Annotated in this window: 21 protein-coding genes and 2 tRNA genes; 15 read left to right on the top strand and 8 right to left on the bottom strand. The window is 71.3% G+C overall.

The window, feature by feature from the left end; all coding sequences use genetic code 11:
* The first annotated feature begins 161 nt into the window (after positions 1–161).
* From ACTWPP_RS41435 to ACTWPP_RS41405, 7 genes are all read left to right on the top strand, one after another.
* Positions 162–3,329: an Rne/Rng family ribonuclease gene (locus tag ACTWPP_RS41435; protein WP_443109957.1), complete on the top strand. Its 3,168-nt coding sequence runs from the start codon at positions 162–164 to the stop codon at positions 3,327–3,329.
* A gap of 408 nt (positions 3,330–3,737) precedes the next feature.
* A complete protein-coding gene (gene rplU / locus ACTWPP_RS41430; protein WP_443109956.1) occupies positions 3,738–4,052 on the top strand; it encodes a 50S ribosomal protein L21 in 315 nt (104 codons plus the stop codon).
* 12 nt (positions 4,053–4,064) lie between these two features.
* Positions 4,065–4,322, top strand: coding sequence for a 50S ribosomal protein L27 (gene rpmA, locus ACTWPP_RS41425; RefSeq protein WP_089329226.1), 258 nt, complete (start codon positions 4,065–4,067; stop codon positions 4,320–4,322).
* A gap of 82 nt (positions 4,323–4,404) precedes the next feature.
* Entirely contained in the window at positions 4,405–5,802 is a 1,398-nt protein-coding gene (obgE, locus tag ACTWPP_RS41420) for a GTPase ObgE (RefSeq protein WP_443109955.1), read from the top strand.
* A 21-nt stretch (positions 5,803–5,823) separates the two neighbouring features.
* A complete protein-coding gene (gene proB, locus ACTWPP_RS41415; RefSeq protein ID WP_443109954.1) occupies positions 5,824–6,939 on the top strand; it encodes a glutamate 5-kinase in 1,116 nt (371 codons plus the stop codon).
* Positions 6,940–6,948: 9 nt separating this feature from the next.
* Positions 6,949–8,211, top strand: a complete 1,263-nt coding sequence (locus ACTWPP_RS41410; RefSeq protein ID WP_443109953.1) for a glutamate-5-semialdehyde dehydrogenase — start codon at positions 6,949–6,951, stop codon at positions 8,209–8,211.
* Positions 8,212–8,294: 83 nt separating this feature from the next.
* Positions 8,295–10,049 (top strand): TIGR03767 family metallophosphoesterase, encoded by a 1,755-nt coding sequence (locus ACTWPP_RS41405; RefSeq protein WP_443109952.1) that lies wholly within the window; start codon positions 8,295–8,297, stop codon positions 10,047–10,049.
* Positions 10,050–10,162: 113 nt separating this feature from the next.
* Here the strand turns inward: ACTWPP_RS41405 and ACTWPP_RS41400 are convergent, their stop codons facing one another.
* Positions 10,163–11,197, bottom strand: coding sequence for a M48 family metallopeptidase (locus tag ACTWPP_RS41400; protein WP_443109951.1), 1,035 nt, complete (start codon positions 11,195–11,197; stop codon positions 10,163–10,165).
* Positions 11,198–11,287: 90 nt separating this feature from the next.
* On the opposite strand from ACTWPP_RS41400, the gene ACTWPP_RS41395 reads away from it, so the two are divergent.
* The 8 genes from ACTWPP_RS41395 to ACTWPP_RS41360 all read left to right on the top strand — a co-directional run bounded on the left by ACTWPP_RS41395 (position 11,288) and on the right by ACTWPP_RS41360 (position 15,836).
* Positions 11,288–12,574 (top strand): phenylacetate--CoA ligase family protein, encoded by a 1,287-nt coding sequence (locus ACTWPP_RS41395; RefSeq protein ID WP_443109950.1) that lies wholly within the window; start codon positions 11,288–11,290, stop codon positions 12,572–12,574.
* A gap of 50 nt (positions 12,575–12,624) precedes the next feature.
* Positions 12,625–13,230: a nicotinate-nucleotide adenylyltransferase gene (nadD, locus tag ACTWPP_RS41390; RefSeq protein ID WP_443109949.1), complete on the top strand. Its 606-nt coding sequence runs from the start codon at positions 12,625–12,627 to the stop codon at positions 13,228–13,230.
* Positions 13,231–13,405: 175 nt separating this feature from the next.
* The gene (gene rsfS / locus ACTWPP_RS41385) at positions 13,406–13,819 is read left to right on the top strand and encodes a ribosome silencing factor (RefSeq protein ID WP_443109948.1); all 414 of its coding nucleotides are present in this window, start codon (positions 13,406–13,408) and stop codon (positions 13,817–13,819) included.
* Positions 13,812–14,474, top strand: coding sequence for a histidine phosphatase family protein (locus ACTWPP_RS41380; protein ID WP_443109947.1), 663 nt, complete (start codon positions 13,812–13,814; stop codon positions 14,472–14,474). Before rsfS ends, ACTWPP_RS41380 begins: the two co-directional genes overlap by 8 nt.
* A 79-nt stretch (positions 14,475–14,553) precedes the next feature.
* Positions 14,554–14,626, top strand: a tRNA-Ala gene (locus ACTWPP_RS41375).
* Between the two features lie 147 nt (positions 14,627–14,773).
* A complete protein-coding gene (locus tag ACTWPP_RS41370; protein ID WP_443109946.1) occupies positions 14,774–15,160 on the top strand; it encodes a hypothetical protein in 387 nt (128 codons plus the stop codon).
* An 85-nt stretch (positions 15,161–15,245) separates the two neighbouring features.
* Positions 15,246–15,677 (top strand): hypothetical protein, encoded by a 432-nt coding sequence (locus tag ACTWPP_RS41365; protein ID WP_443109945.1) that lies wholly within the window; start codon positions 15,246–15,248, stop codon positions 15,675–15,677.
* 86 nt (positions 15,678–15,763) lie between these two features.
* A tRNA-Ala gene (locus ACTWPP_RS41360) sits at positions 15,764–15,836 on the top strand.
* Between the two features lie 94 nt (positions 15,837–15,930).
* Here the strand turns inward: ACTWPP_RS41360 and ACTWPP_RS41355 are convergent.
* From ACTWPP_RS41355 to ACTWPP_RS41325, 7 genes are all read right to left on the bottom strand, one after another.
* Entirely contained in the window at positions 15,931–16,494 is a 564-nt protein-coding gene (locus ACTWPP_RS41355) for a dihydrofolate reductase family protein (protein WP_443109944.1), read from the bottom strand.
* A gap of 1 nt (position 16,495) precedes the next feature.
* Complete coding sequence (locus ACTWPP_RS41350; RefSeq protein ID WP_443109943.1) at positions 16,496–17,314, bottom strand: alpha/beta fold hydrolase; 819 nt, start codon at positions 17,312–17,314, stop codon at positions 16,496–16,498.
* Between the two features lie 53 nt (positions 17,315–17,367).
* Entirely contained in the window at positions 17,368–18,090 is a 723-nt protein-coding gene (locus ACTWPP_RS41345; RefSeq protein ID WP_443109942.1) for a helix-turn-helix domain-containing protein, read from the bottom strand.
* Between the two features lie 248 nt (positions 18,091–18,338).
* Complete coding sequence (locus ACTWPP_RS41340) at positions 18,339–19,439, bottom strand: baeRF2 domain-containing protein (RefSeq protein WP_443109941.1); 1,101 nt, start codon at positions 19,437–19,439, stop codon at positions 18,339–18,341.
* A 55-nt stretch (positions 19,440–19,494) separates the two neighbouring features.
* Complete coding sequence (locus ACTWPP_RS41335) at positions 19,495–20,004, bottom strand: DUF1360 domain-containing protein (RefSeq protein ID WP_443109940.1); 510 nt, start codon at positions 20,002–20,004, stop codon at positions 19,495–19,497.
* A complete protein-coding gene (locus tag ACTWPP_RS41330; protein ID WP_443109939.1) occupies positions 20,001–20,360 on the bottom strand; it encodes a VOC family protein in 360 nt (119 codons plus the stop codon). The genes ACTWPP_RS41335 and ACTWPP_RS41330 overlap by 4 nt, the downstream gene beginning before the upstream one ends.
* A gap of 1 nt (position 20,361) precedes the next feature.
* On the bottom strand, positions 20,362–20,619 hold the full coding sequence (locus ACTWPP_RS41325; RefSeq protein ID WP_443109938.1) for a DUF7218 family protein: 258 nt from the start codon (positions 20,617–20,619) through the stop codon (positions 20,362–20,364).
* Between the last annotated feature and the right edge of the window lie 656 nt (positions 20,620–21,275).

Genomic DNA, 21,275 nt, shown 5'->3' with positions numbered 1-21,275 from the left:
GGGTACGTCCGGCGCACCCCCGACGACTTCGTCGTCATGGCCGGACGGTGTCCGGCCAGGACGGCACCGACTGACGAGAGCTCTCGTGCGGCGCACCGCACCGATCCGCCACCGGCGGAGCGAAGCGGACGCGCCCGGGAGCCTGACGGGAGATTGCCCGCATGCGTGAGAACGAAGCCGATTCGGCCATGGCCGAAGGCACCGATAACGAGAACACCGATTATGAGAACGCCGAAACGGAGGGCACCGAAACCGACGGCATGGACGCGGTGAGTTCGCGTCCGCGCCGCGCGAGCCGTCCCGCGGGCCCGCCGCCCGATGTGGACGACGCCCCCGCCGACCCCCCCGCCGAACCTTCCGCCGCGGCGGAGACACAGCCGCCGGAGCCCGCCGAGGCGCCTCCCGCCGAGGCCGAGGCCGCGCCCGCCGAGGACGCCGAGCCGCCGAAGAAGACCACCCGGGCCCGTACACGCACCCGTACCCGGAGCGGGAAGGCCGCCGAGACGCCCGAGCCCGTCCCGATGACCGGCGCCGAGACCTCCCCCGACACCGAGGCCGAGCCCGCGCCCGAGCCGGCGCCCGCCGCCGAGACCGCGCCCGCGCCCGCCGCCGAGGCGGGGCAGCCCGCCGAAGAGGCGCCTGCGCCCCGCACCCGGACCCGCCGGCGTCCCGCACCGGCGGCCGCGGCGGAGGCGCCGACCGTGCCCGCCGTCCCGTCCGTTCCGGAGGTCCCCTCCGTTCCGGCCGCCGGGACCGAGACGCCCCCCGAGCAGGTGTCCGAGACCGAGCCCGCCGGCGGCGTCGGCATCCCCGGTGTGACGTTCCAGCCGCCGATGGTCGTGTTCCAGCCGCCGCAGCCGAAGGACGAGACCCCGGCCCGTCCCAAGGACGAGCCGAAGCGCGTCGCGGAGCCCGCCGACGTCGACGACGGCGACGAGGAGCCCGGCGAGCCGCCGTCCGACGAGGACGACTCCGATGACCGCCCGTCCCGCCGTCGCCGCCGCCGCGGCGGACGCGGCCGCGGCAGGGCCGGCAAGGACGGCGCCGAGGACGAGTCGGCGGCCGACGAGCCCGAGGAGCCCGAGGAGCCCAAGGACGAGCAGCCCGCCAAGGCCGCCAAGAAGGACAGGGCCAAGAAGGACCGGGCCGCCAAGGGCAAGGAGAAGGGCAAGGAGAAGGACAAGGACAAGGACAAGGAGCCCAAGGCCGAGGAGGCCGAGCAGGAGGGCGCCGACGACGAGGGCGACGGCGAGTCCGGTACGAGCCGCCGCCGTCGCCGCCGCAGGCGCCGGTCCGGGACCGACGGCGAGAACGGGAACGGCACGGACGACCCGCCGAACACGGTCGTGCACGTCCGCTCCGCCCGCGCCGCCGAGGCCCGCCCGGCCGAGGACGAGGTCCAGTCCGTCCGCGGCTCGACCCGGCTGGAGGCCAAGAAGCAGCGCCGCCGGGAGGGCCGCGAGCAGGGCCGCCGCCGCCCGCCGGTGATCACCGAGGCCGAGTTCCTGGCGCGCCGCGAGTCCGTCGAGCGGGTCATGGTGGTCCGGCAGGAGGGCGAGCGCACCCAGATCGCCGTCCTGGAGGACGGTGTGCTCGTCGAGCACTACGTCAACCGCGCCACCCACCAGTCGTACGTGGGCAACGTCTACCTCGGCAAGGTCCAGAACGTGCTGCCGTCGATGGAGGCGGCGTTCGTCGACATCGGCAAGGGCCGCAACGCCGTCCTGTACGCGGGCGAGGTCAACTGGGACGCCTCGGGCCTGGAGGGCCAGCCGCGCCGCATCGAGTCGGCGCTGAAGTCGGGCCAGTCGGTGCTCGTCCAGGTCACCAAGGACCCCCTCGGCCACAAGGGCGCCCGGCTGACCAGCCAGGTCTCGCTGCCCGGCCGCTACCTCGTGTACGTGCCGGACGGCTCGATGACCGGCATCAGCCGCAAGCTCCCCGACAAGGAGCGCAGCCGCCTCAAGTCGATCCTGAAGAAGGTCATGCCGGAGAACGCCGGCGTGATCGTGCGGACGGCCGCGGAGGGCGCCACCGAGGAGGAGCTTTCGCGGGACGTGTCGCGGCTGGCCGCGCAGTGGGACAGCATCCAGAAGAAGGTCAGGACGGCTTCGGCGCCGTCGCTGCTGTACGGCGAGCCCGACCTGACGATCCGGGTCGTCCGCGACATCTTCAACGAGGACTTCACCAAGCTCGTCGTGTCCGGCGCCGACGCCTGGGACACGATCTCCGAGTACGTCGAGTACGTCGCGCCGCATCTCGCCGACCGCGTCGAGCGCTGGAGCGGCGGCCAGGACGCGCTGTCGGTGTTCCGCATCGACGAGCAGATCGCCAAGGCGCTGGACCGCAAGGTGTGGCTGCCGTCGGGCGGCTCGCTGGTGATCGACCGCACCGAGGCGATGACGGTCATCGACGTCAACACCGGGAAGTTCACCGGGCAGGGCGGCAACCTGGAGGAGACCGTCACCCGCAACAACCTGGAGGCGGCCGAGGAGATCGTCCGCCAGCTCCGGCTCCGCGACATCGGCGGCATCGTCGTGATCGACTTCATCGACATGGTGCTGGAGAGCAACCGGGACCTGGTGCTGCGCCGTCTCGTGGAGTGCCTGTCGCGGGACCGCACCAAGCACCAGGTCGCCGAGGTCACCTCGCTGGGCCTGGTGCAGATGACCCGCAAGCGCGTCGGCCAGGGCCTGCTGGAGGCGTTCTCGGAAACCTGTGAGTCCTGCAACGGCCGCGGCATCCACGTCCACCTCAGCCCCGTCGAACCGAAGGCGGACAAGGCGGCCGCCAAGGACGGCGGCCGCCGCCGCAAGCGCAAGGGCGAGGTCGAGAAGGTGGTCGAGGAGAAGCTGACCCGGCACGAGACCAGGCCGGTCGAGCCCGCCGAACCCGCCGAACCCGCCGAGCCCGACGCGCCGGTCACCCCGGTGGCGGCGGAGCCCGACGAGCCCGCCGAGCCGGAGGAGATCAGGCCGGAGCCGGTGCGGTCGCGGCCGAGGAGGTCGGGACCGGCCAAGCGCCCGGCGGGCCCGCCGCCCGAGATCGACACCGACGAGGCGCCGGCGCAGGCCGCGGTGGAGGCGGCCGAGGCCGCCGAGGAGGTCGCCGAGGCGCCCCCGGGCGTGCTGGAGTCCCTGGACTCCACCGAGCCGGTCACGGCCGCCGCGAACGGCACCGACCCGAACGGCATGGAGCCGGGCACCCCTGCCCTGAACGGCACCGAGGCGACCGAGCCCAACGGCTCCACGCCACAGCCGGACAATGAGGGGGAGCCGACCGCTCGCCGCCGCGTCACCGCCCAGCCCGCCGAAGCCGAAGCGGAATAACCGAAGAAGACGTCGGCCCCGGCACCCTCGGCCGGGGCCAAGGCAGGCGCGGGACAACGCCACGGTCACGACAACCCCGGCCACCACCGCAACCACGCACCAGGCCCTTCAGGGCCCGATGCCAAGGGCACTGCAGTGAGCACCGCAGAAATGCAATAGGTTCGCGCATCCGGTATCCTGGCTCTTCGGCGCGTCGTGGCGCGTCATCGAACCTGCACCGCGGCCCCCGTCCGGGGGCGTTCGGTGTTCATCTCACTGATCCGGTGGGGAAATGCAGAGAGCGCCGGGGTCTCCCCCTGGTGTGCCGCCCTCGGCCCGGTGCCGGGGGTAGGCCCCCGTCCGGGGGCTGGTAAGCCACGCGTGGGACCGGTTCAGTCCGGAAGCGCGCGCAGACGAAGGGTTTCCGCGGTGTACGCGATTGTCCGCGCAGGCGGCAGGCAAGAGAAGGTCGCCGTCGATGACGTGCTGACCGTCGACAAGCTGGCCGGCGAGGTCGGCTCGACCGTCACGTTCCCGGCCGTGCTGGTCGTGGACGGCGACGACGTCGTCAGCAAGTCGGCCGACCTCGCGCGCTACGAGGTGACCGCCGAGATCCTCGGCGCGGTCAAGGGCCCGAAGATCAACATCATGCACTACCGGAACAAGACCGGGTACAAGCGGCGGATGGGTCACCGTCAGCCCTACACCGAGGTCAAGATCACCGGTATCAAGGCCGGGAAGTAAGGGAGCGGTCAGATGGCACACAAGAAGGGCGCATCGTCCAGCCGTAACGGTCGCGACTCCAACGCCAAGCGCCTCGGCGTGAAGCGGTTCGGCGGCCAGGTCGTCAACGCCGGCGAGATCATCGTCCGGCAGCGCGGCACCCACTTCCACCCCGGCCCCGGCGTGGGCCGCGGCGGCGACGACACCCTGTTCGCGCTGGTCGCGGGCGCGGTGCAGTTCCGCCGTTACCGTGGCCGCAACGCAGTGAGCATCGTTCCTCCGGCGGAATAATCCGCCTGGGGCCAGAACGTTTTCTAAGGGGCGGACCGTTCTCGGTCCGCCCCTTTTGTCTTTTTCGCCGAGGAGAGTCACCGTGGCCGCTGGAGCGGGATCGGGCGCGCAGTTCGTCGACCGGGTGGTACTGCACGTCGCCGCGGGCAACGGCGGGAACGGCTGCGCCTCGATCCACAGGGAGAAGTTCAAGCCGCTCGGCGGCCCGGACGGCGCGAACGGCGGCCGCGGCGGCGACGTCGTCCTGGTCGTCGACTCGAACGCCGCGAGCCTGCTGGAGTACCACCGGCGTCCGCACCGCAAGGCGGGCAACGGCCGCCCCGGGCAGGGCGGTCACCGGACGGGCGCGGACGGCGCCGACGTGGTCCTGCCCGTCCCGGACGGCACCGTCGTGAAGGCGGGGGAGGAGATCCTGGCCGACCTGGTCGGCGAGGGCACCCGTTTCGTGGTCGCGAGGGGCGGCAACGGCGGGCTCGGGAACGCGGCGCTGGCGTCGGCCAGGCGCAAGGCCCCGGGGTTCGCGCTGCTCGGCGAGCCGGGGGACGCGCGGGACGTCGTCCTGGAACTCAAGAGCGTCGCCGACGTCGCGCTCGTCGGCTTCCCCAGCGCGGGCAAGTCGTCGCTGATCGCCGCGCTGTCGGCCGCCAAGCCGAAGATCGCCGCCTATCCGTTCACGACGCTGGTCCCGAACCTCGGCGTGGTGAGCGCGGGCGACACGACGTTCACGGTCGCGGACGTGCCGGGCCTGATCGAGGGCGCCAGCGAGGGCCGGGGCCTCGGCCTGGACTTCCTCCGCCACATCGAGAGGTCGTCCACCCTCGCGCACGTGCTCGACTGCGCCACGATGGAACCGGGACGCGACCCCGTCAGCGACTTCGAGGTCATCGAACGCGAACTAAAGGCCTACGACCGGGTCCTCGGTGACCGGCCGCTGTCGGACCGTCCCCGCATCGTCGTCCTGAACAAGGTGGACGTGCCGGACGGCCGCGACCTCGCCGAGATGGTCAGGCCCGAGTTCGAGGCGCGCGGGCTGACGGTCTTCGAGGTGTCGGCGGCGTCGCACGAGGGGCTGCGGGAGCTGTCGTTCGCGATGGCGGCGATGGTGGGCGAGTACCGCGCGTCGCTGCCGCCGGCGGAGCCGACCCGCATCGTGATCCGTCCCGAGCCGGTCGCCGGCGCCACCGACTTCGAGGTGAAGGACCTCGGCGACAACACGTACCTGATCACCGGCGCGAAGCCGGTGCGGTGGCTGCGGCAGACGGACTTCACCAACGAGGAGGCCGTCGGCTACCTCGCCGACCGTCTCGCGAGGCTCGGCGTGGAGGACGCGCTCGCCGACGCGGGCGCGGGCGCCGGCGCCACGGTACTGATCGGCACGGTCGACGACTCGATCGTCTTCGACTGGGAGCCCGAGGTCCCGGCCGGCGACGGCGTCCCCGGCCCCCGGGGCACGGACCGGCGCCTCGGCGGACAGCGCTAGACCCCTTGAGGAGAGACGTTCATGAGTGAGCGCGAGGCGGTCGCGAAGGCCAGGCGGATCGTGGTGAAGGCGGGGTCGTCGTCGCTCACCACGCCGGAGGGCGCGATCGACGCGGGCCGCATCGACGCGCTGGTGGACGTCCTGGCCGCCCGCAGGGTGGACGGCACCGAGATCGTCTTCGTCTCGTCCGGTGCGATCGCCGCCGGGCTCGGGCCGCTGGGGCTGACCCGCCGCCCCCGGGACCTCGCGACCCAGCAGGCGGCGGCGAGCGTCGGGCAGGGCCTGCTGTTCGCCCGCTACACCGCGTCGTTCACCCGGTACGCGCTGACGGTCGGGCAGGTGCTGCTCACCGCCGACGACATGATGCGCCGCTCGCATCACCGCAACGCGCAGCGCACGCTCGCGCAGCTCCTCGCGCTCGGCATCCTGCCGATCGTGAACGAGAACGACACCGTCGCCACCGACGAGATCCGGTTCGGCGACAACGACAGGCTCGCCGCGCTCGTCGCGCACCTGATCCGCGCGGACGCGCTGGTCCTGCTGTCGGACGTGGACGCCCTCTACACCGGCGATCCGCGCGAGCCCGGCGCCCGCCGCGTCGGCGACGTCCGCGGGCCGGGCGACCTGAAGGGCGTCGAGCTCGGCCGGTCCGGGCGGGTCGGCACGGGGGGCATGGTCACCAAGGTCGAGGCGGCCCGGATCGCGGGCATCCCGGTGGTGCTGACGAACGCCGCGTCGGCCGCGGAGGCGCTCGCCGGCGACGAGGTCGGCACCCTGTTCCACCCGGCCGAGGGACGCCGCATGTCGACGCGGAACCTGTGGCTGGCCCACGCCACCACCGGCCAGGGGAGGGTCATGCTGGACCCGGGCGCGGTCGAGGCGGTCGCGCGGCGCCGCAAGTCGCTGCTCCCCGCGGGGGTCACGGGCGTGGACGGCGACTTCGCCGCCGGCGATCCCGTCGACCTGTGCGACACCGCCGGTCACGTCGTCGCGCGCGGCCTGGTGAACTACGACGCGTCCGAGATCCCCGAGCTGATGGGGCGCTCGACGCGCTGGCTGGCGCGGGAGCTGGGCGCGGAGTACGAACGCGAGATAATCCACCGCGACCATCTGGTGGTTCTGACCGACCAACGTTGAGGAGCAGCGATGAGTGAGCCGGAGCGCGAGGAGTTCCTGCGGGTGGCGGGGCGCGCCAGGGAGGCGGCGACCGGGCTGGCGCCGCTGCCGCGTGCGGCGAAGGACGCGGCGCTGCACCGGATCGCGGACGCGCTGGTCACCGCCGCGCCGGAGATCGTCAAGGCGAACGAGGGCGATGTCGCGCGGGCCCGGGAGAACGGCACCTCCGAGTACATGATCGACCGGCTGAGCCTGTCGGAGGAGCGGATCGCCGCGATCGCCGAGGCCGTCCGGCAGGTCGCCGCGCTGCCGGACCCGGTGGGGGAGTCGCTGCGCGGGAACGTGCTGCCGAACGGGCTGGAGCTGCGGCAGGTGCGGGTGCCGCTGGGCGTCGTCGGGATGATCTACGAGGGCCGGCCGAACGTGACCGTGGACGCCGCGGCGCTGTGCCTGAAGAGCGGGAACGCGGCGCTGCTGCGGGGGTCGTCGTCGGCGTACGACTCGAACACGGCGCTGGTCGCGGTGATGCAGGGCGCGCTGGCCGGTACCGAGGTTCCGCCGGACGCGGTCCAGCTCGTGCCGGGCACGTCCCGCGAGTCGGTGAAGCACCTGATGCGGGCGCGCGGCCTGGTGGACGTGCTGATCCCGCGCGGCGGCGCCTCACTGATCAACTCGGTGGTGGAGGAGTCGACCGTCCCGGTGATCGAGACGGGCGTCGGGAACTGCGCGGTGTACGTGGACGCGGCCGCCGACGTGGACATGGCCGTGGACGTGCTGCTGAACGCCAAGACGCAGCGTCCGTCGGTGTGCAACGCGGCGGAGACGTTCCTGGTGCACGCCGACATCGCCGACACGTTCGTCCCGCGCGCGCTTGAGGCGCTGAAGGACGCCGGGGTCACGGTCCACGGCGATGACCGCATCCGGTCGTACGGCCAGGACGTCGTGGAGGCGACCGAGGACGACTGGTACACCGAGTACCTCTCGCTCGACATCGCCGCACGCGTCGTCGACTCCCTGGAGGACGCCGTCGCGCACATCCGCCGGTACGGCTCGGGCCACACCGAGTCGATCGTCACGACGTCCCAGCCCGCCGCGAAGCGCTTCGTCGCCCTGGTCGACTCGGCGGCCGTGATGGTGAACGCCTCGACGCGTTTCACCGACGGCGAGGAGTTCGGATTCGGCGCGGAGATCGGCATCTCGACGCAGAAGCTGCACGCCCGCGGCCCGATGGGGCTTCCGGAGCTGACGTCCACCAAGTACGTGGTGACCGGTGAGGGCCACCTGCGCGGCTGACACCTCGACCGATGCGGTACGGGGTAAGTTGTGACATTTTTGCCATTGATGTCACGTTGTGGGGTGTGGTCTGATTCACAATTGTGACTCGTGAGTACAGCCGCCGCCGTGTCCTGAAGGGCGCCGCTCTCGGCGCCGGGATCGCCACCACCGGACTGACCGCGTTCCCGGCGCGTCCCGCCGCCGCGGCCGCCCCGGCGCTGCGCGGTCCCGCCGCCGGGACCACTCTCGACCGGACGTACGTGCTCGGCGCCGCGGGCGCCGGCGGGTACCGTCCCGTGATCAGCGGGCCGGGTGAGCCGCACCTGCTGCGCCGCGACCTCGGCGGCGCCGCCTCCGCGCGCCGCGCCGCCACCCGCCGCGGCGTCCTGGCCTTCGGGCACCTCACCGACGTGCACGTTCTCGACGCGCAGTCCCCGGCCCGCGTCGAGTTCATCGACCGTTTCAGGGACGTCATCAGCGGGTTCCCCGAGGGCGGGTACCGTCCGCAGGAGATCCTGTCGACGCAGGTCGCCGAGGCGATGGTCCAGGCGGTGAACAGGGTCGGGCGGGGCCCGGCGACCGGCCTCGGCCTGGCGTTCACCGTCAACACCGGCGACACCACCGACAATGCCCAGTACAACGAGGTCCGCTGGATCATCGACGTGCTGGACGGCGAGCGCATCAGACCCGACTCCGGCGACCCGAACCGGTACGAGGGCGTCATGGACTGGGCGTCCTACGACCGCGTGTACTGGCATCCCGAAGGCCCGCCGCCCGGCGCAGAGCCCGACTTCCCGATCGCCACGTTCGGCTTCCCCCGCGTGAAGGGCCTGATCGACGCCGCGCGCAGGCCGTTCCAGGCGACCGGCCTGGACGCGCCGTGGTACGCCGTGTTCGGCAACCACGACGGCCTCGTCCAGGGAAACCTGCCGGTCAACCCGCTCGTCTCGGGACTCGCCACCGGCGGCATCAAGATCGGCGCCCCGGCGGACAGCGGCCAGGCCGAGCGCCTCGCCCGCATGGTGCGCGAGGGCGACGCCGCCGAACTCGTCCGCCTCAGCCGCGAGCAGGGCGGCGCCGGCGGGCTGTTCCGTCCCGTCACGCCCGACTGGAACCGGCGGATGCTGTCGCGCGCCGAGGTCGTCGCCGAGCACTTCAAGACGAGCAAGCCTCTGCGCGGCCACGGCTTCACCTGGGCCAACCTCCGCAAGGGGACGGCCTACTACGGGTTCGACAAGGGCATCGTGCGCGGCCTCGTCCTCGACACCGTCAACCAGAACGGCTACTCCGAGGGCTCACTCGACAAGGCGCAGTTCGCGTGGCTGGAGTCCCAGTTGGAGGCGGGCAGCAGCCGCTACTTCGCCGCGGACGGCTCGGTCGTGAGGCACGCCGCGAAGGACAGGCTGTTCGTCCTGTTCAGCCACCACCCGATCGGCTCCATGGAGAACGCCCTCGGCGGCGACCGAGTCCTCGGCGACGAGGTGCAGGCGCTCCTGCTGCGCTACCCGAACGTCATCCTGTGGGTGAACGGCCACACCCACCGCAACCACGTCATCCCGCACGCCCGCCAGGGCGGGGGAGGTTTCTGGGAAGTCAACACGGCCGCGCACATCGACTTCCCGCAGCAGAGCCGCATCGTCGAACTCGCCGACAACGGCGACGGCACACTGTCGATCTTCGCGACGATCCTGGACTCGGCGGGCCCCGCGTCCTACGGCGGCCGCCTCACCGACCCCGTCCGGCTCGCGTCCCTGTCCCGCGAGCTGGCGGGAAACGACTGGCAGGACCGCGACGACGGCCGCCGCGGCGAGACCGCCGACCGCAACGTCGAACTCCTCCTCCCCGCCCCGTTCTAGGGGCCGCCCGCTCAAGCCGGGCACGCGGCCGGCTCGTCGGGCAGGCGGCCGGCTCTCCGGGCACGCGAAAGGGCCGCCGCGTCCGTGTCGCGGCGGCCCTTGGCTTCACGGTCTCAGTTGCGGTCCGTCGGTCCGTTGTCCCGGCGGGCGAAGCGGTCGAACAGCCCGCCGGCCGCGCCCGCCGCCGCGTCCGCCATGTCGCGGACCTTGCCCACGAACGGGTCCGCCGTCCGCTCCCACGACTCCCGGTAGGACTTGGCGGCCTCCCTGACCCCGTCGCTGACCGACGCGTCGCCGTCGTCGTCGCGACGCGGGTAGTCCCCGGCCAGGATCCGCTCGTACTCGCCGCTGCGCGCCCACCGGTCGATCTCGGCGAACCGGATCACCGCGAACGGGTGCGACTGCCCGAGCAGGTTCAGGAACTTCAGGATGCCGTCCCGCACATCGCCGGCCGCGTCGTACTCGCGAGCCTGCTGCAGGAACGCCTCGCTGCTCATCTCGCCGAGCTTGACGCCGCCGGCGAGCTTCATGTTCACCCGCTTCGCCGCGTCCAGGTCCTGGCCGACCAGCAGGCCCGCCCGGTCCGACGACAGCTCCGCCTTCCGGAACCACTCCCGCAGCCCGATGATGATCGCCGCGATGCCGATGTTGCCCAGCGGCAGCCACGCGAGCCGCGACCCGAGCTGCAGCAGGATCTGCATCATCGTCTGGTACACCGCGTGCCCGGACAGGATGTGCCCGACCTCGTGCCCGACGACGAACCGCAGCTCCTCCTCGTCCAGCAGGTCGATCAGGCCGGTGTTCAGCACGATGAACGGATGGTCGGAGCCGAGCGCCATCGCGTTCGGCGTCGGGTCCTGCCGGACGTACAGCTCAGGCACCTCCGGCATGTCCAGGGCGTAGGACGCGTCCCGCACCATGTCGTAGATGTTGCGGAACTGGTCCTCGCCCACGCGCACCGTCCCGCCGAGGAACATCAGCCTCAGCGACCGCTCGTTGATGAGTCCCGACATCTTGCGCAGCACGACATCGAACCCGGACAGCGAGCGCAGCGCCACGAGCGCCGATCGGTCCGCCGGGTGTTCGTAGGCCCGGGAACTGATGCCCGGGAACCGCGTACGTGCTCGATCCGGTGTGTTCTCCGTCATGTCTGGCATGGTAGTTCCGACGAACCACCGTGCCGCAGGGTTCCCCGCCGCGGGACCCCGTCCGGCTCTGGCCCCGCCGGGAGGCGACCCATGTTCGACCCGAAAGCCGAGGCGATGTCCCCGGACGAGCGCGCCGCGCTGCAGCGGCACCGGCTGTGGGGGCTGGTCGACCGGCTGCTCGCCGCCGGCGGCGTGCAGGGGCGGCGGCTGAAGGAGGCCGGCGTCGCCGGCGGCTCCGACGTGACGCTCGCCGGGCTCCGGGACCTCCCGTTCACCACCAAGCAGGACCTCTGGGACAACTACCCGTTCGGGATGCTCGCCGTCCCGCGCGACCAGGTCGCCGCCGTGCACGGCTCCAGCGGGACGCGGGGGCGCCCGACGCTCGTCGCCTACACCAAGGCCGACCTCGACCTGTGGGCGGCCATGTGCGCGCGCTCACTGTCGTGCGCGGGCGCCTCCCCGGGCAGCATCGTCCACAACGCCTACGGCTACGGACTGTTCACCGGCGGGATCGGCATCCACCAGGGCGCCGTGGCGCTCGGCGCGACCGTGGTGCCGATGTCGGGAGGGATGACCGACCGGCAGGTCCGGATGCTCACCGACCTCCAGGCGGACGTCCTGACGTGCACACCCGCCTACGCGCTGCGCCTCGGGGAGGCCCTCGCCGAGGCGGGCGCCGAACCGCCCGCGCTGAAGGCGGGCCTGTTCGGAGCCGAGCCGTGGTCGGAGGAACTGCGCGCCGCCATCGAACGCGTCCTGCCGATCAAGGCGATGGACATCTACGGCCTCTCCGAGGTCATCGGGCCCGGCGTGGCCACCGAATGCCTGGAGCAGGACGGCCTGCACGTCAACGAGGACCACTTCATCGTCGAGGCCGTCGATCCCGAGACCGGAGACCCGGTCGAGGACGGCACCCCCGGCGAGCTGGTGTTCACGACGCCGACCAAGCAGGCGCTGCCCCTGCTGCGCTACCGGACGGGCGACATCGCGTCCCTGGACCGCGGCGAATGCCCCTGCGGGCGGACCCTGGTCCGGATGAGCAAGGTCCTCGGCCGCGCCGACGACATGATCGTCGTCCGGGGCGTCAACGTGTACCCGAGCGAGGTCGAGCGCGTCCTGCTCGGGTCGGGACTCGTCCGGCCGCACTACCAGCTCGTCGTCGACCGCCGCGCCCCCGCCGTCCGCCTCCTCGTGGCCTGCGAGGCGCTGGCGGGCGACCCCCGCGACGACCTCGCCCACGGCCTCCACGAGTCGCTCGGGCTGACCGCCGAGGTGTTCGTCCTGCCCGAGGGGACCGTGCCGCGGGTCGAGGTCGGCAAGGCCGTCCGCGTGGTCTCCTGGGAGGACGGCGGGCCGCCGCTGCCCGGCCTGGCCTGACCCCCGCCCGGACGTTACGGGCACCGTCCCCGCTGGCTATTCTCGTCGTCATGACGCAAAAGCGGCGGCTGGGGATCATGGGCGGCACGTTCGACCCGATCCACCACGGCCACCTGGTGGCCGCGAGCGAGGTGGCGCACTTCTACTCCCTCGACGAGGTCGTGTTCGTGCCCACCGGCCTGTCCTCCCACAAGGAGGACCGCAGGATCACCGCCGCGGAGGACCGGTACCTCATGGCCGTGATCGCCACGGCGTCCAACCCCCGCTTCTCCGTCAGCCGCGTCGACATCGACCGCCCCGGCCCCACCTACACCGTCGACACGCTCCGCGACATGCGCGAGATCCAGGGCCCGGACGCCGACCTGTTCTTCATCACCGGCGCCGACGCGCTGGGGAAGATGCTGACCTGGCACGACACCGACGAACTGTTCGAACTGGCCCACTTCGTCGGCGTCACCCGTCCCGGCCACCGGCTCGCCGACCCCGGCCTCCCCAACGGCGGGGTCTCCCTCATGGAGGTCCCCGCGCTGTCGATCTCCTCCACCGAATGCCGCGACCGCGTCCACTCCGGCGAACCCATCTGGTACCTCGTCCCGGACGGGATCGTCCAGTACATCAACAAACGCGGCCTCTACCGCGCCGCCCCGGGACACTGACCCCCGGAACGCCGTCCGGCACACCGGACGCCGCTCGTCCCGACCGCCGCATACCCTGGAAAGGGCAGGACCGCATCAGCATCGCGGTCGAACGGCGACAAAGAGGTCGGCTGACCGCCACCCGTGAGAAGGTGTTAGCGGAGACGACCCCTACAGGGAGGATCGCGAGCGCATCGTGACCGCATCCGAGAGGGCGGCGCAGCTCGTCCGGATCGCCGCCGAGGCGGCGGGCGACAAGCTGGCCGACGACATTCTTGCCTACGACGTGAGCGAGCAGCTCGTCATCACCGACGCGTTCGTGCTCTGCTCGGCCCCCAGCGACCGCCAGGTCCGCGCCATCGTCGACGAGGTCGAAAGGCGCCTCCGCGAAGAGGGCGGCGCCAAACCCGTCCGCCGCGAAGGCGAGCGCGAAGGCCGCTGGGTGCTGCTGGACTACGCGGACGTCATCGTGCACATCCAGCACGAAGAAGACCGCATGTTCTACGCCCTCGAACGGCTCTGGAAAGACTGCCCCCTCCTCGACCTGCCCGAAAGCGTCACCGCCCACCAGGCCCAGCGCACCCGCGCCGTCGGGAGCCCGAGTGAGTGACGCCAGCCCCGCCAGGGAACCCGGCAGGCGGCGGCTCGTGCTCTGGAGGCACGGCCAGACCACCTGGAACGTCGAACGCCGCTTCCAGGGCAAGACCGACATCCCTCTCGACGAGACCGGCGTCCAGCAGGCCCAGCGCGCCGCCCGGCTCCTCGCCGGGCTCCGGCCCACCGCCCTGCTCGCGTCCCCGCTCCGCCGGGCCGCCGACACCGCCCAGGCCCTCGCCGACATCACCGGACTCCCCGTCCGCCACGACAGGGACCTCATCGAACGCGACGGCGGCGCCTGGGAGGGCCTCACCGCCGACGAGATCCGCGAGCGCTACCCCGCGGAACACGCCGCCTGGCAGCCCCCCGGCGGCGAGACCAGCGCCCAGGTGGCCAAACGCGTCGGCGCCGCCCTGGAACGCGCCCTGGACGACCTGCCGCCCACAGGCCAGCTCGTCGTCGCGTCCCACGGCGCCGCTCTCCGCCTCGGCATGTCCCACCTCCTGCGCCTCCCCGAGGAGACTTGGGAACGCCTGGGCGGCCTGTCCAACTGCTGCTGGTCCGTCGTCACCGAAATGCGCGACGGCGGCTGGCGCCTCGCCGAACACAACGCCGGCACCCTCCCCGAACCCGTCCTCAGCGACGACCGCCCCGACGCCGGAACCTGACCGGGCAAACGATTCGAGACCAGCCCGCCCAGTCCTATACACTGGCGAGGCGCTGCGGGATGAACGTCCACGCAGCGGCGGGGCTATGGCGCAGTTGGTAGCGCGCCTCCATGGCATGGAGGAGGTCTGGGGTTCGAATCCCCATAGCTCCACGAACGAATTGGGAGTGGTGTGCCCGCGGAGAGCGCGGGCCGCCACTCCTTTTTTCATGTCGGCCCAGGGGGCGACCCCCTTGGAACCCCGATGGGGGCTCAGCCTCCACGCCCTGTCGGCTGACGTTCTCGCCCTTGTGCGCGCGGATGGACCACGACACCCTCCGCGACGACACCCCGTTCCCGTTCGTGGTGCAGACCGCCGAGGCGGAGGTGCTGACGGGCGACCGGCTGTCCGGCTGCGACGGCGGCCGCAGCACCGTCCGCAAATCGATCGGCACCGGCGGCGCACGCGCCGATGCACGCCTTTCCGCAGTGGCGCGCGCGTGCGCCCGGACCTCGGGATCACCCGGGACGACCTCGGTGCCCTGCGCGGCGTGCGGATCGGCGCCGCGCCCGGCCCCGCCCTCGGCCTCCGGCGGCTACGACGGCGTTGTGGCGACCCGCTTCCGGGATCTCTGGACCATCCTCCGAACCGCGTTGACCACACCCGGCGGGACCCGACCGCAAAAGGTTCGCCATGATGGCGGCTAACCTTCGTCCGACCGCGCTTCGGCATGTCGATCATGCGGGAACAGCCACGTAGTGGCGATGCATGATCGAGATGAGGGCTGACCCCATGAGAAGCCGGATATCCGGAAGGCTGCTGCCCGCCGCGCTGGCCGCGGCGGCCGTCACCGCGATCGCCGCTCCCGCGACGGCGCAGGAGGCGCCGCCACCGGCCGAGGAAACATACACCGAAGAGGAATGCGCCGAAGCGCTCGGCATCCTCTCGTACTTCAAACTGCTCCCGGACCAGCCCGACATCGGGCGAGCCCTCTGCTCGATGAACGCCGCGAAGCAGCAGGAAGAGGCCGAGCAGGAAGAGGCACAGCAGCAGCACGAGTACACCAGCGAGCTCGAAAGCCAGTACACGACCGACACCGGCAAGGCCGTCGAGGAGAACAAGCTCCTCGGCATCCCGGTCGAGTGGCCCAAAAGCCTCACGATCCATGTGCCGACGATCAACGACCAGTGGCACTCCTACACCTACACCAAGACGAAGAACTGACGCGTCCGCACGGGCCGCGGAGGGATCTCCCTCCGCGGCCCGCGTCCTGACCGCTCCCAGCGTGCACTAAGCTTTTCCTCGACCGAGGGGCTATGGCGCAGTTGGTAGCGCGCCTCCATGGCATGGAGGAGGTCTGGGGTTCGAATCCCCATAGCTCCACCCGAGTTGAGAAACGAACTCGCCCCGTCCGATGGCGGGGCGAATTCTCGTTCCGGCCCGGCCGCCGCGTCGAAGCTCCGGGTCGTGCGGGTCGTCACCTGGCGCGCTGGTAGATGGTGACAAGTACCCCATCGCCGTACGTCGTGGCCTCGGTCAATTTCCACGCGGTCTTATCGGGGGTCTGTGCCCACAGCGTTCGGCCGTGGCCGAGGATGACGGGGAACGACATGAGGTGGATCTCGTCCACCAGGTCGTGTGCGAGCAGCCCCTGGACGAGCTGGATGCTGCCGGCCACGGATATCTCACCGTCGGTCTGGCGCCTGAGCCGCGACACGTCGCCGGCGAGGTCGCCGGAGAGCACGGTCGTGTTGTTCCACTTCGGTTCGGTGAGCGTGCTGGAGAGGACGTACTTCGGCATGCTGTTGTACTTGTCGGCGAGTTCACCCTCGTACTGGGGCCAGGCTTCGGCGAACCCTTCGTAGGTCTTGCGTCCGAGCAGCAGCGCGGCGGCCTCGAGCGATTCGGTTTCCTTGAATTTCTCGGCGTCGGGTCCGCGGTCGAACTCGAAGCTCCAGTTCGGGTACTTGAACTCCTCCCCGCCGGGCGCTTCCACGACGCCGTCGAGCGAGATGAACTCGGTCACCACGACCTTTCCCATTTCAGGCCTCCTTGACGAACTCGCGCAGCGCGGCGGCGAGCACGTCGGGTGTGGTGCTGTGGTTCTCGCCCGGCACGGGCTTGAGGGTCGCGGTGGGCAGCCGTTCGGCGACGGCCCGCGCGCCCGTGGCGAGGAACGGCCAGGTGTCGTTGCCGTACATGACGAGGATGGGAACGTCGATCCGGTTCCAGAGGTCGGCGCGCAGCGGCCTGCCGGACATCGTGTCGCCGACGTTGCGGCCGTCGTAGGCGATCGTGGGGGCGATCGCCTCGAGCCCGGACCACATCTCGCGGTCCTCGCGCATGCCGGCGACGAGCTCCTCCGGCATGCAGGCGGCGGCGGTCATGAACAGGGCCACGGCGTCGCCGGGACGGCCGTCGGCGACGGCGGCGTCGAGCCGTTCGACGTAGTCGGCCGGCAGCGGTGGGCGGGCGTCGTCGGCGACGGCGGGCGGTTCGAACAGCGCGAGGCGCGCGACCGGGACGCCGGCCTGTGCGGCGTTGAGCGCGAGCGTCCCGCCGGAGGACCAGCCGAACACCGTCGCCGGACGGCCGCCGCCGGCCTGCTCGATGATCGCGGCGAGGTCCTCGAACTCGCGCTCGACCGCGTAGGGCCGGGTGTCGCCGCTCTCGCCGCGCCCGCGACGGTCGTAGTTGATCACGAGGAACTCGCCGGAGAGCAGCTCGGCCGTCTCCGGGTTCTCGGGAGTGGTGGCGCGGTACGCGGTCGCGCCGTCGATGATGATGACCGGTTCGCCGTCACCCCACGCCGTGTAGGCGATGGTGGTTCCGTCGGCCGACGTGACAGTGCCGTTGTACATTCGGGGCCTTCCTTGTCGGTCTCCCGCGGTGTCGATCACCGCGGGAGACCACGTTAGGAACGCTCCGGGTCCTCGGTCTTGTACAGGAGCGACATCGGATCGTCGGCATCGTCGCGCCGCCGCAGCTGCGTCGCGGTGCGGCCGATGAACCGTTGCAGCGCCTTCGCGAGGTGCGGCTGGTCGTAGTAGCCGAGCCGGTTCACCACCTCGAGCGGCGCGATCCCCTCACCGAGCAGCACCGCGGCCTCCCGGGCGCGTTCGATCTGCCGTATCGCACCCTGGGTGAGCCCGGTCGCGGAGGCGACCCGCCGCTGTATCGACCGCGTTCCAACCTTGGCGATCCCGCCCCACACGACCTCGTCCACGAGCGGATCGCGTGTGAGCACCCCGGCGTGCACGAGCTTCTGGACGAACTGCTCCGCGTTGTCGATGCCGGGAATCTCCCATTCCTCGCCACGCAGGACGAACGTGCGTTCCGTGACGTGCGGGCTTTCGACGCCGCCGTCGACGAGTCGTGCCATCGGCAGGTGCGGCATCGACGTGCCGTGCGCGAACGTGATCCCGAACGACTCCGAGTCACCGGTGAACTCCGCGGTGGTCGCGGTCGTCTCCGGCCCACGGACCGCGGCGTGGACGACGCCTTCGTCGTCCCAGAAGACCAGCTCCCAGGTCGACGTCGCGACCGAGGTCATGTTCTCGACCCCCGAGGTGCGCCCGCGCCAGACACGCGTCACGTAGGGCGAGTCCGACGCGCGGTGGTCGCTCTCGATCGACATGCCGCTCCCTCCAGGCGAGTCCGGACCGGCAGGCGAAGCCGCCGAGCTGCAACCTCGACCACCGGCGGACCCGCCGCGAGGTCGGGACGCCCAGGCGCGTCGTGGCTCCGCGTCGATCCGCGTAGCCGGAAAGCCTACCGACTCGCGGACTTTGCCGATGCCCGTGAGCTTTCGGCACGTAGTGCTCCCGCCGGGGTCCACTCCCGCGGAGAGCGCGGGCCTCCACTCCTCCGTCGTGTTGGGGCTCTTCAGGCGGTGTAGCGGAGCACGGCGCCCACGTGAAGGTTCGGCGCCGGACCGTCGGACGGCAGGACGACGAGTTCACCGTCGGTGGCCGCCACCGCTCTGACCAGGGCGGCGTCCGCCCGGTCCTCGCGGGGGTCGGTCACACCGAACTCTTCGCGGAGCTGGTCGGCGCTGGTGGCGATCTGTGCGGGGTCCGGGCCGATCCAGAGACGTGCGCTGGAGTCGGGGTCATCGTTCAGCAGCAGCGTCTCGACACTGCCGTTCCGGACGGCGTCGATGGTGGCGGGCAGGCCGGCGACGGCGCGCTGGCCGTTGGCGAGCTCGCGGTCGAAGCGTTCGGCGACGGTCATGATGCGTTCGGCCGTCTTCAGCTTCAGGACGCGGCGAAGTTCGGCCTCCAGGTCGGGGTCGTCGATGGTCGTGTTCTTGTCGGACTCGACGGTGTGCTCCAGGACGTGCTCGGAGACCTCCTCCAGGACGGCGGTGCGGGCGCGGGTGTCACCGGCGATCACGATGGCCTCGGCGCCGCAGCTGTCGGCAGCGCGGTCGATCTCGTGGGCGACCTTCTTGGCGTTGATCTTCCAGACGTTCTCGGACGAGCGCTGGAACCGGGACTGGTTCCAGTCGCCGGCCTTGGTCTTGTGGATGGGGTAGTCCTCGTCGCCCTCGACGTTGATGTGCCGGTGCCTGCCCTCTGCGGTGACGCAGTCGATCGCGCCTCCGCGACGGTCGACGACGGCCACCATGTGCGGGAACTTCTCGCCGCGTTCGGCCAGGTAGGGCAGGACGTCCGGGAGCGGTGCGAGGGTCGCCCGGGGCGTGCGGGGCGGGCCGGTGAACCGCTCGCTGTGCACCACCTCGCCGTCCGCCGCGAAGATCACCAGGCCCTCGGAGCGGCGGCGCAGCATCTCCTCGTCGATGGTCTGCTCGATCGCGCGGAGCATGCCCTGCGGGGCGTTCTGGGCCTCCAGGTCCGCGCGCAGCGCCCGCCACCGCAGCTCAACGGCTTTGGACGCGTCCTCGGTGGTCCGGGTGAGGTCCGCGTAGACGGACGCGTAGGGCCCCGGACGTTGGTACAGCGTCTTGAGGAATGACAGATCCATGGGATGGCCGTACCCGCCCTATCTGGGGCAAACGTAAAGATTGTGACGTCTGGGGTCAGCCTTCGGCGGACTGCTGGAGCCGCGCGTAGGCGAGCTGCAGCCAGTCCGAACCCGCGACCGCCGTCATCGTGGCACCGGTGAGCCGGGTCGCGTGCGGGGCGAAGACGAGGCCCGCCGCGTAGGCCGTCGCGACCCACTGCGCCGTGCAGAACGGGCAGGTGATCAGTTCGCCGACGGCGTGCCGGGCGCCCTTCCCGCGCACCTCCTCCGCCACCTCGGCGGGCCCGGACGTCCCGGAGTAGCGGGTGAACGGGGCGCGCAGCGGGCTCGTCACCGGGTCCTTGGCGATCAGCCGGGACACCTTGTGCGTCGTGACGGTCATCAGCGCCAGGTCGGAGAGCCCGATGGACGGAGCCCGGTCCCGCAACCGGCGGCCCACCAGCACCAGCGCCCCCGTGGTCAGCCCGTAGACGGCGAGGGTGCCGAGGTACGAACCGAGCGGACGGTCGGCGCCGTCGGTGTACTCGTCCTTCTCCCTGCGTGCGGTTTCGACGACCGCGCTCATGTCTTCTCCTTTTCCGGCGGGACGATCAGGCAGAACTCGTTGCCCTCGGGATCGGCGAGGACCGTGGTCGGCCAGCCGTCGTCCACGAACGGGCCGCGGACCACCGTGGCGCCGAGCGCGGTGACCCGGGCGAGTTCGGCGTCCATGTCGGAGATCCGCAGGTCGGGATGCATCCGGTTCTTCCCGGCCTTGGGCTCGGGGACGCGCTGGAGCAGCAGTTTCGGCCCCTGGCCCGCCGGGTCGGTGAGGCCGGCGTACGGCGGCGCGTACCCGCCGCGTTCGTACCCGAGCACCGCAGCCCAGAAGTCCGCGAGGCGCTCGGGATCGGAGCAGTCCAAGACGAAGACGAGTTCCAATTCAGTGGTTGCGCAGCGCGTCCACGAGCTGCGACTTGTTCATCGAGGACCGTCCCTCGACGCCGATCTCGCGGGCCCGCTTCATCAACTCGTCCTTCGTCCAGTCGCTGTAAGGGGGATTCTTGCCGCCCTTACTGCCGACCTTCTTCTTGCCCTGGCCCGCTGACGCGTTCGCGATCCGCGCGGCCTTCTCCTTGCTTTCGCCCCGATCGCGGAGCTTCTGGTACGTCTTCTCGTCCTTGATCTGTGATCTAGGCATACCGGACGTTTACCCGGTACACGTGGTCCACACATCGGAGACGATGGCACCCGGAAAGCGAACTCGTGCGCATCGGCACCCTGAGCTCGCTCGCCGTGCGGGACGACGCCCGCACCGCCCGTCAAGGCCGCGCCGGCCGACGGCTGCGGTGTCCACACCGCCCACGGCCCTGGTGGCCCCCAACCGCTTCCGTGGCCCTTCCGCACGGATCACATCGTCCATCGATCTCCCTCTCACGGAACTCCACTCTGACGTCACCACCGTCGGCGGTGGCCGACACCGCGCTGATGCGGCCCTGAATCCGCACACGTGAAGTGCGCGCGACCAGCGGGTTTCCACGGACGGACGAGAGGGGGAACGGTTCGATTTGACGGCACTTCCAGGAGTGCTAGCCTGCTTCGTACCCCGAGGGGATGCGGGACGCCGTGAGGCGGACGGCCCCAGGGGAAGCCATCGGAGGAAAAACGGTTCGCAGCTCGTCTCGGACCGGGGTACTCTGGGGTGGCAAGCCCAGACGGGATGCAGGACACCGCAAGGTGGCCGGCCCGCAGGGCACTCCTACGAAACGATCTTGGCGGGTCTTCGGGCGCGTCGTTGTGTTGTGGCGTGGGGATCTTGGGGAGTCACCGTCCGTCGAAAAGATCTTGGTTGATCGG

Origin of the sequence: Actinomadura sp. 3N407 (genome assembly GCF_052245875.1) — a bacterium.
Classification (GTDB): Bacteria; Actinomycetota; Actinomycetes; order Streptosporangiales; family Streptosporangiaceae; genus Spirillospora.
The sequence above is the reverse complement of the archived record's forward strand: the minus strand, read 5'-3'. Positions and strand labels throughout refer to the sequence as shown.

Coding starts and splice junctions, on each gene's coding strand:
- ACTWPP_RS41435 (WP_443109957.1), top strand. CDS start 162: ATGCGTGAGAACGAAGCCGATTCGGCCATGGCCGAAGGCACCGATAAC.
- rpmA (WP_089329226.1), top strand. CDS start 4,065: ATGGCACACAAGAAGGGCGCATCGTCCAGCCGTAACGGTCGCGACTCC.
- proB (WP_443109954.1), top strand. CDS start 5,824: ATGAGTGAGCGCGAGGCGGTCGCGAAGGCCAGGCGGATCGTGGTGAAG.
- ACTWPP_RS41410 (WP_443109953.1), top strand. CDS start 6,949: ATGAGTGAGCCGGAGCGCGAGGAGTTCCTGCGGGTGGCGGGGCGCGCC.
- ACTWPP_RS41400 (WP_443109951.1), bottom strand. CDS start 11,197: ATGACGGAGAACACACCGGATCGAGCACGTACGCGGTTCCCGGGCATC.
- ACTWPP_RS41395 (WP_443109950.1), top strand. CDS start 11,288: ATGTTCGACCCGAAAGCCGAGGCGATGTCCCCGGACGAGCGCGCCGCG.
- nadD (WP_443109949.1), top strand. CDS start 12,625: ATGACGCAAAAGCGGCGGCTGGGGATCATGGGCGGCACGTTCGACCCG.
- ACTWPP_RS41370 (WP_443109946.1), top strand. CDS start 14,774: ATGGACCACGACACCCTCCGCGACGACACCCCGTTCCCGTTCGTGGTG.
- ACTWPP_RS41365 (WP_443109945.1), top strand. CDS start 15,246: ATGAGAAGCCGGATATCCGGAAGGCTGCTGCCCGCCGCGCTGGCCGCG.
- ACTWPP_RS41355 (WP_443109944.1), bottom strand. CDS start 16,494: ATGGGAAAGGTCGTGGTGACCGAGTTCATCTCGCTCGACGGCGTCGTG.
- ACTWPP_RS41350 (WP_443109943.1), bottom strand. CDS start 17,314: ATGTACAACGGCACTGTCACGTCGGCCGACGGAACCACCATCGCCTAC.
- ACTWPP_RS41345 (WP_443109942.1), bottom strand. CDS start 18,090: ATGTCGATCGAGAGCGACCACCGCGCGTCGGACTCGCCCTACGTGACG.
- ACTWPP_RS41340 (WP_443109941.1), bottom strand. CDS start 19,439: ATGGATCTGTCATTCCTCAAGACGCTGTACCAACGTCCGGGGCCCTAC.
- ACTWPP_RS41335 (WP_443109940.1), bottom strand. CDS start 20,004: ATGAGCGCGGTCGTCGAAACCGCACGCAGGGAGAAGGACGAGTACACC.
- ACTWPP_RS41325 (WP_443109938.1), bottom strand. CDS start 20,619: ATGCCTAGATCACAGATCAAGGACGAGAAGACGTACCAGAAGCTCCGC.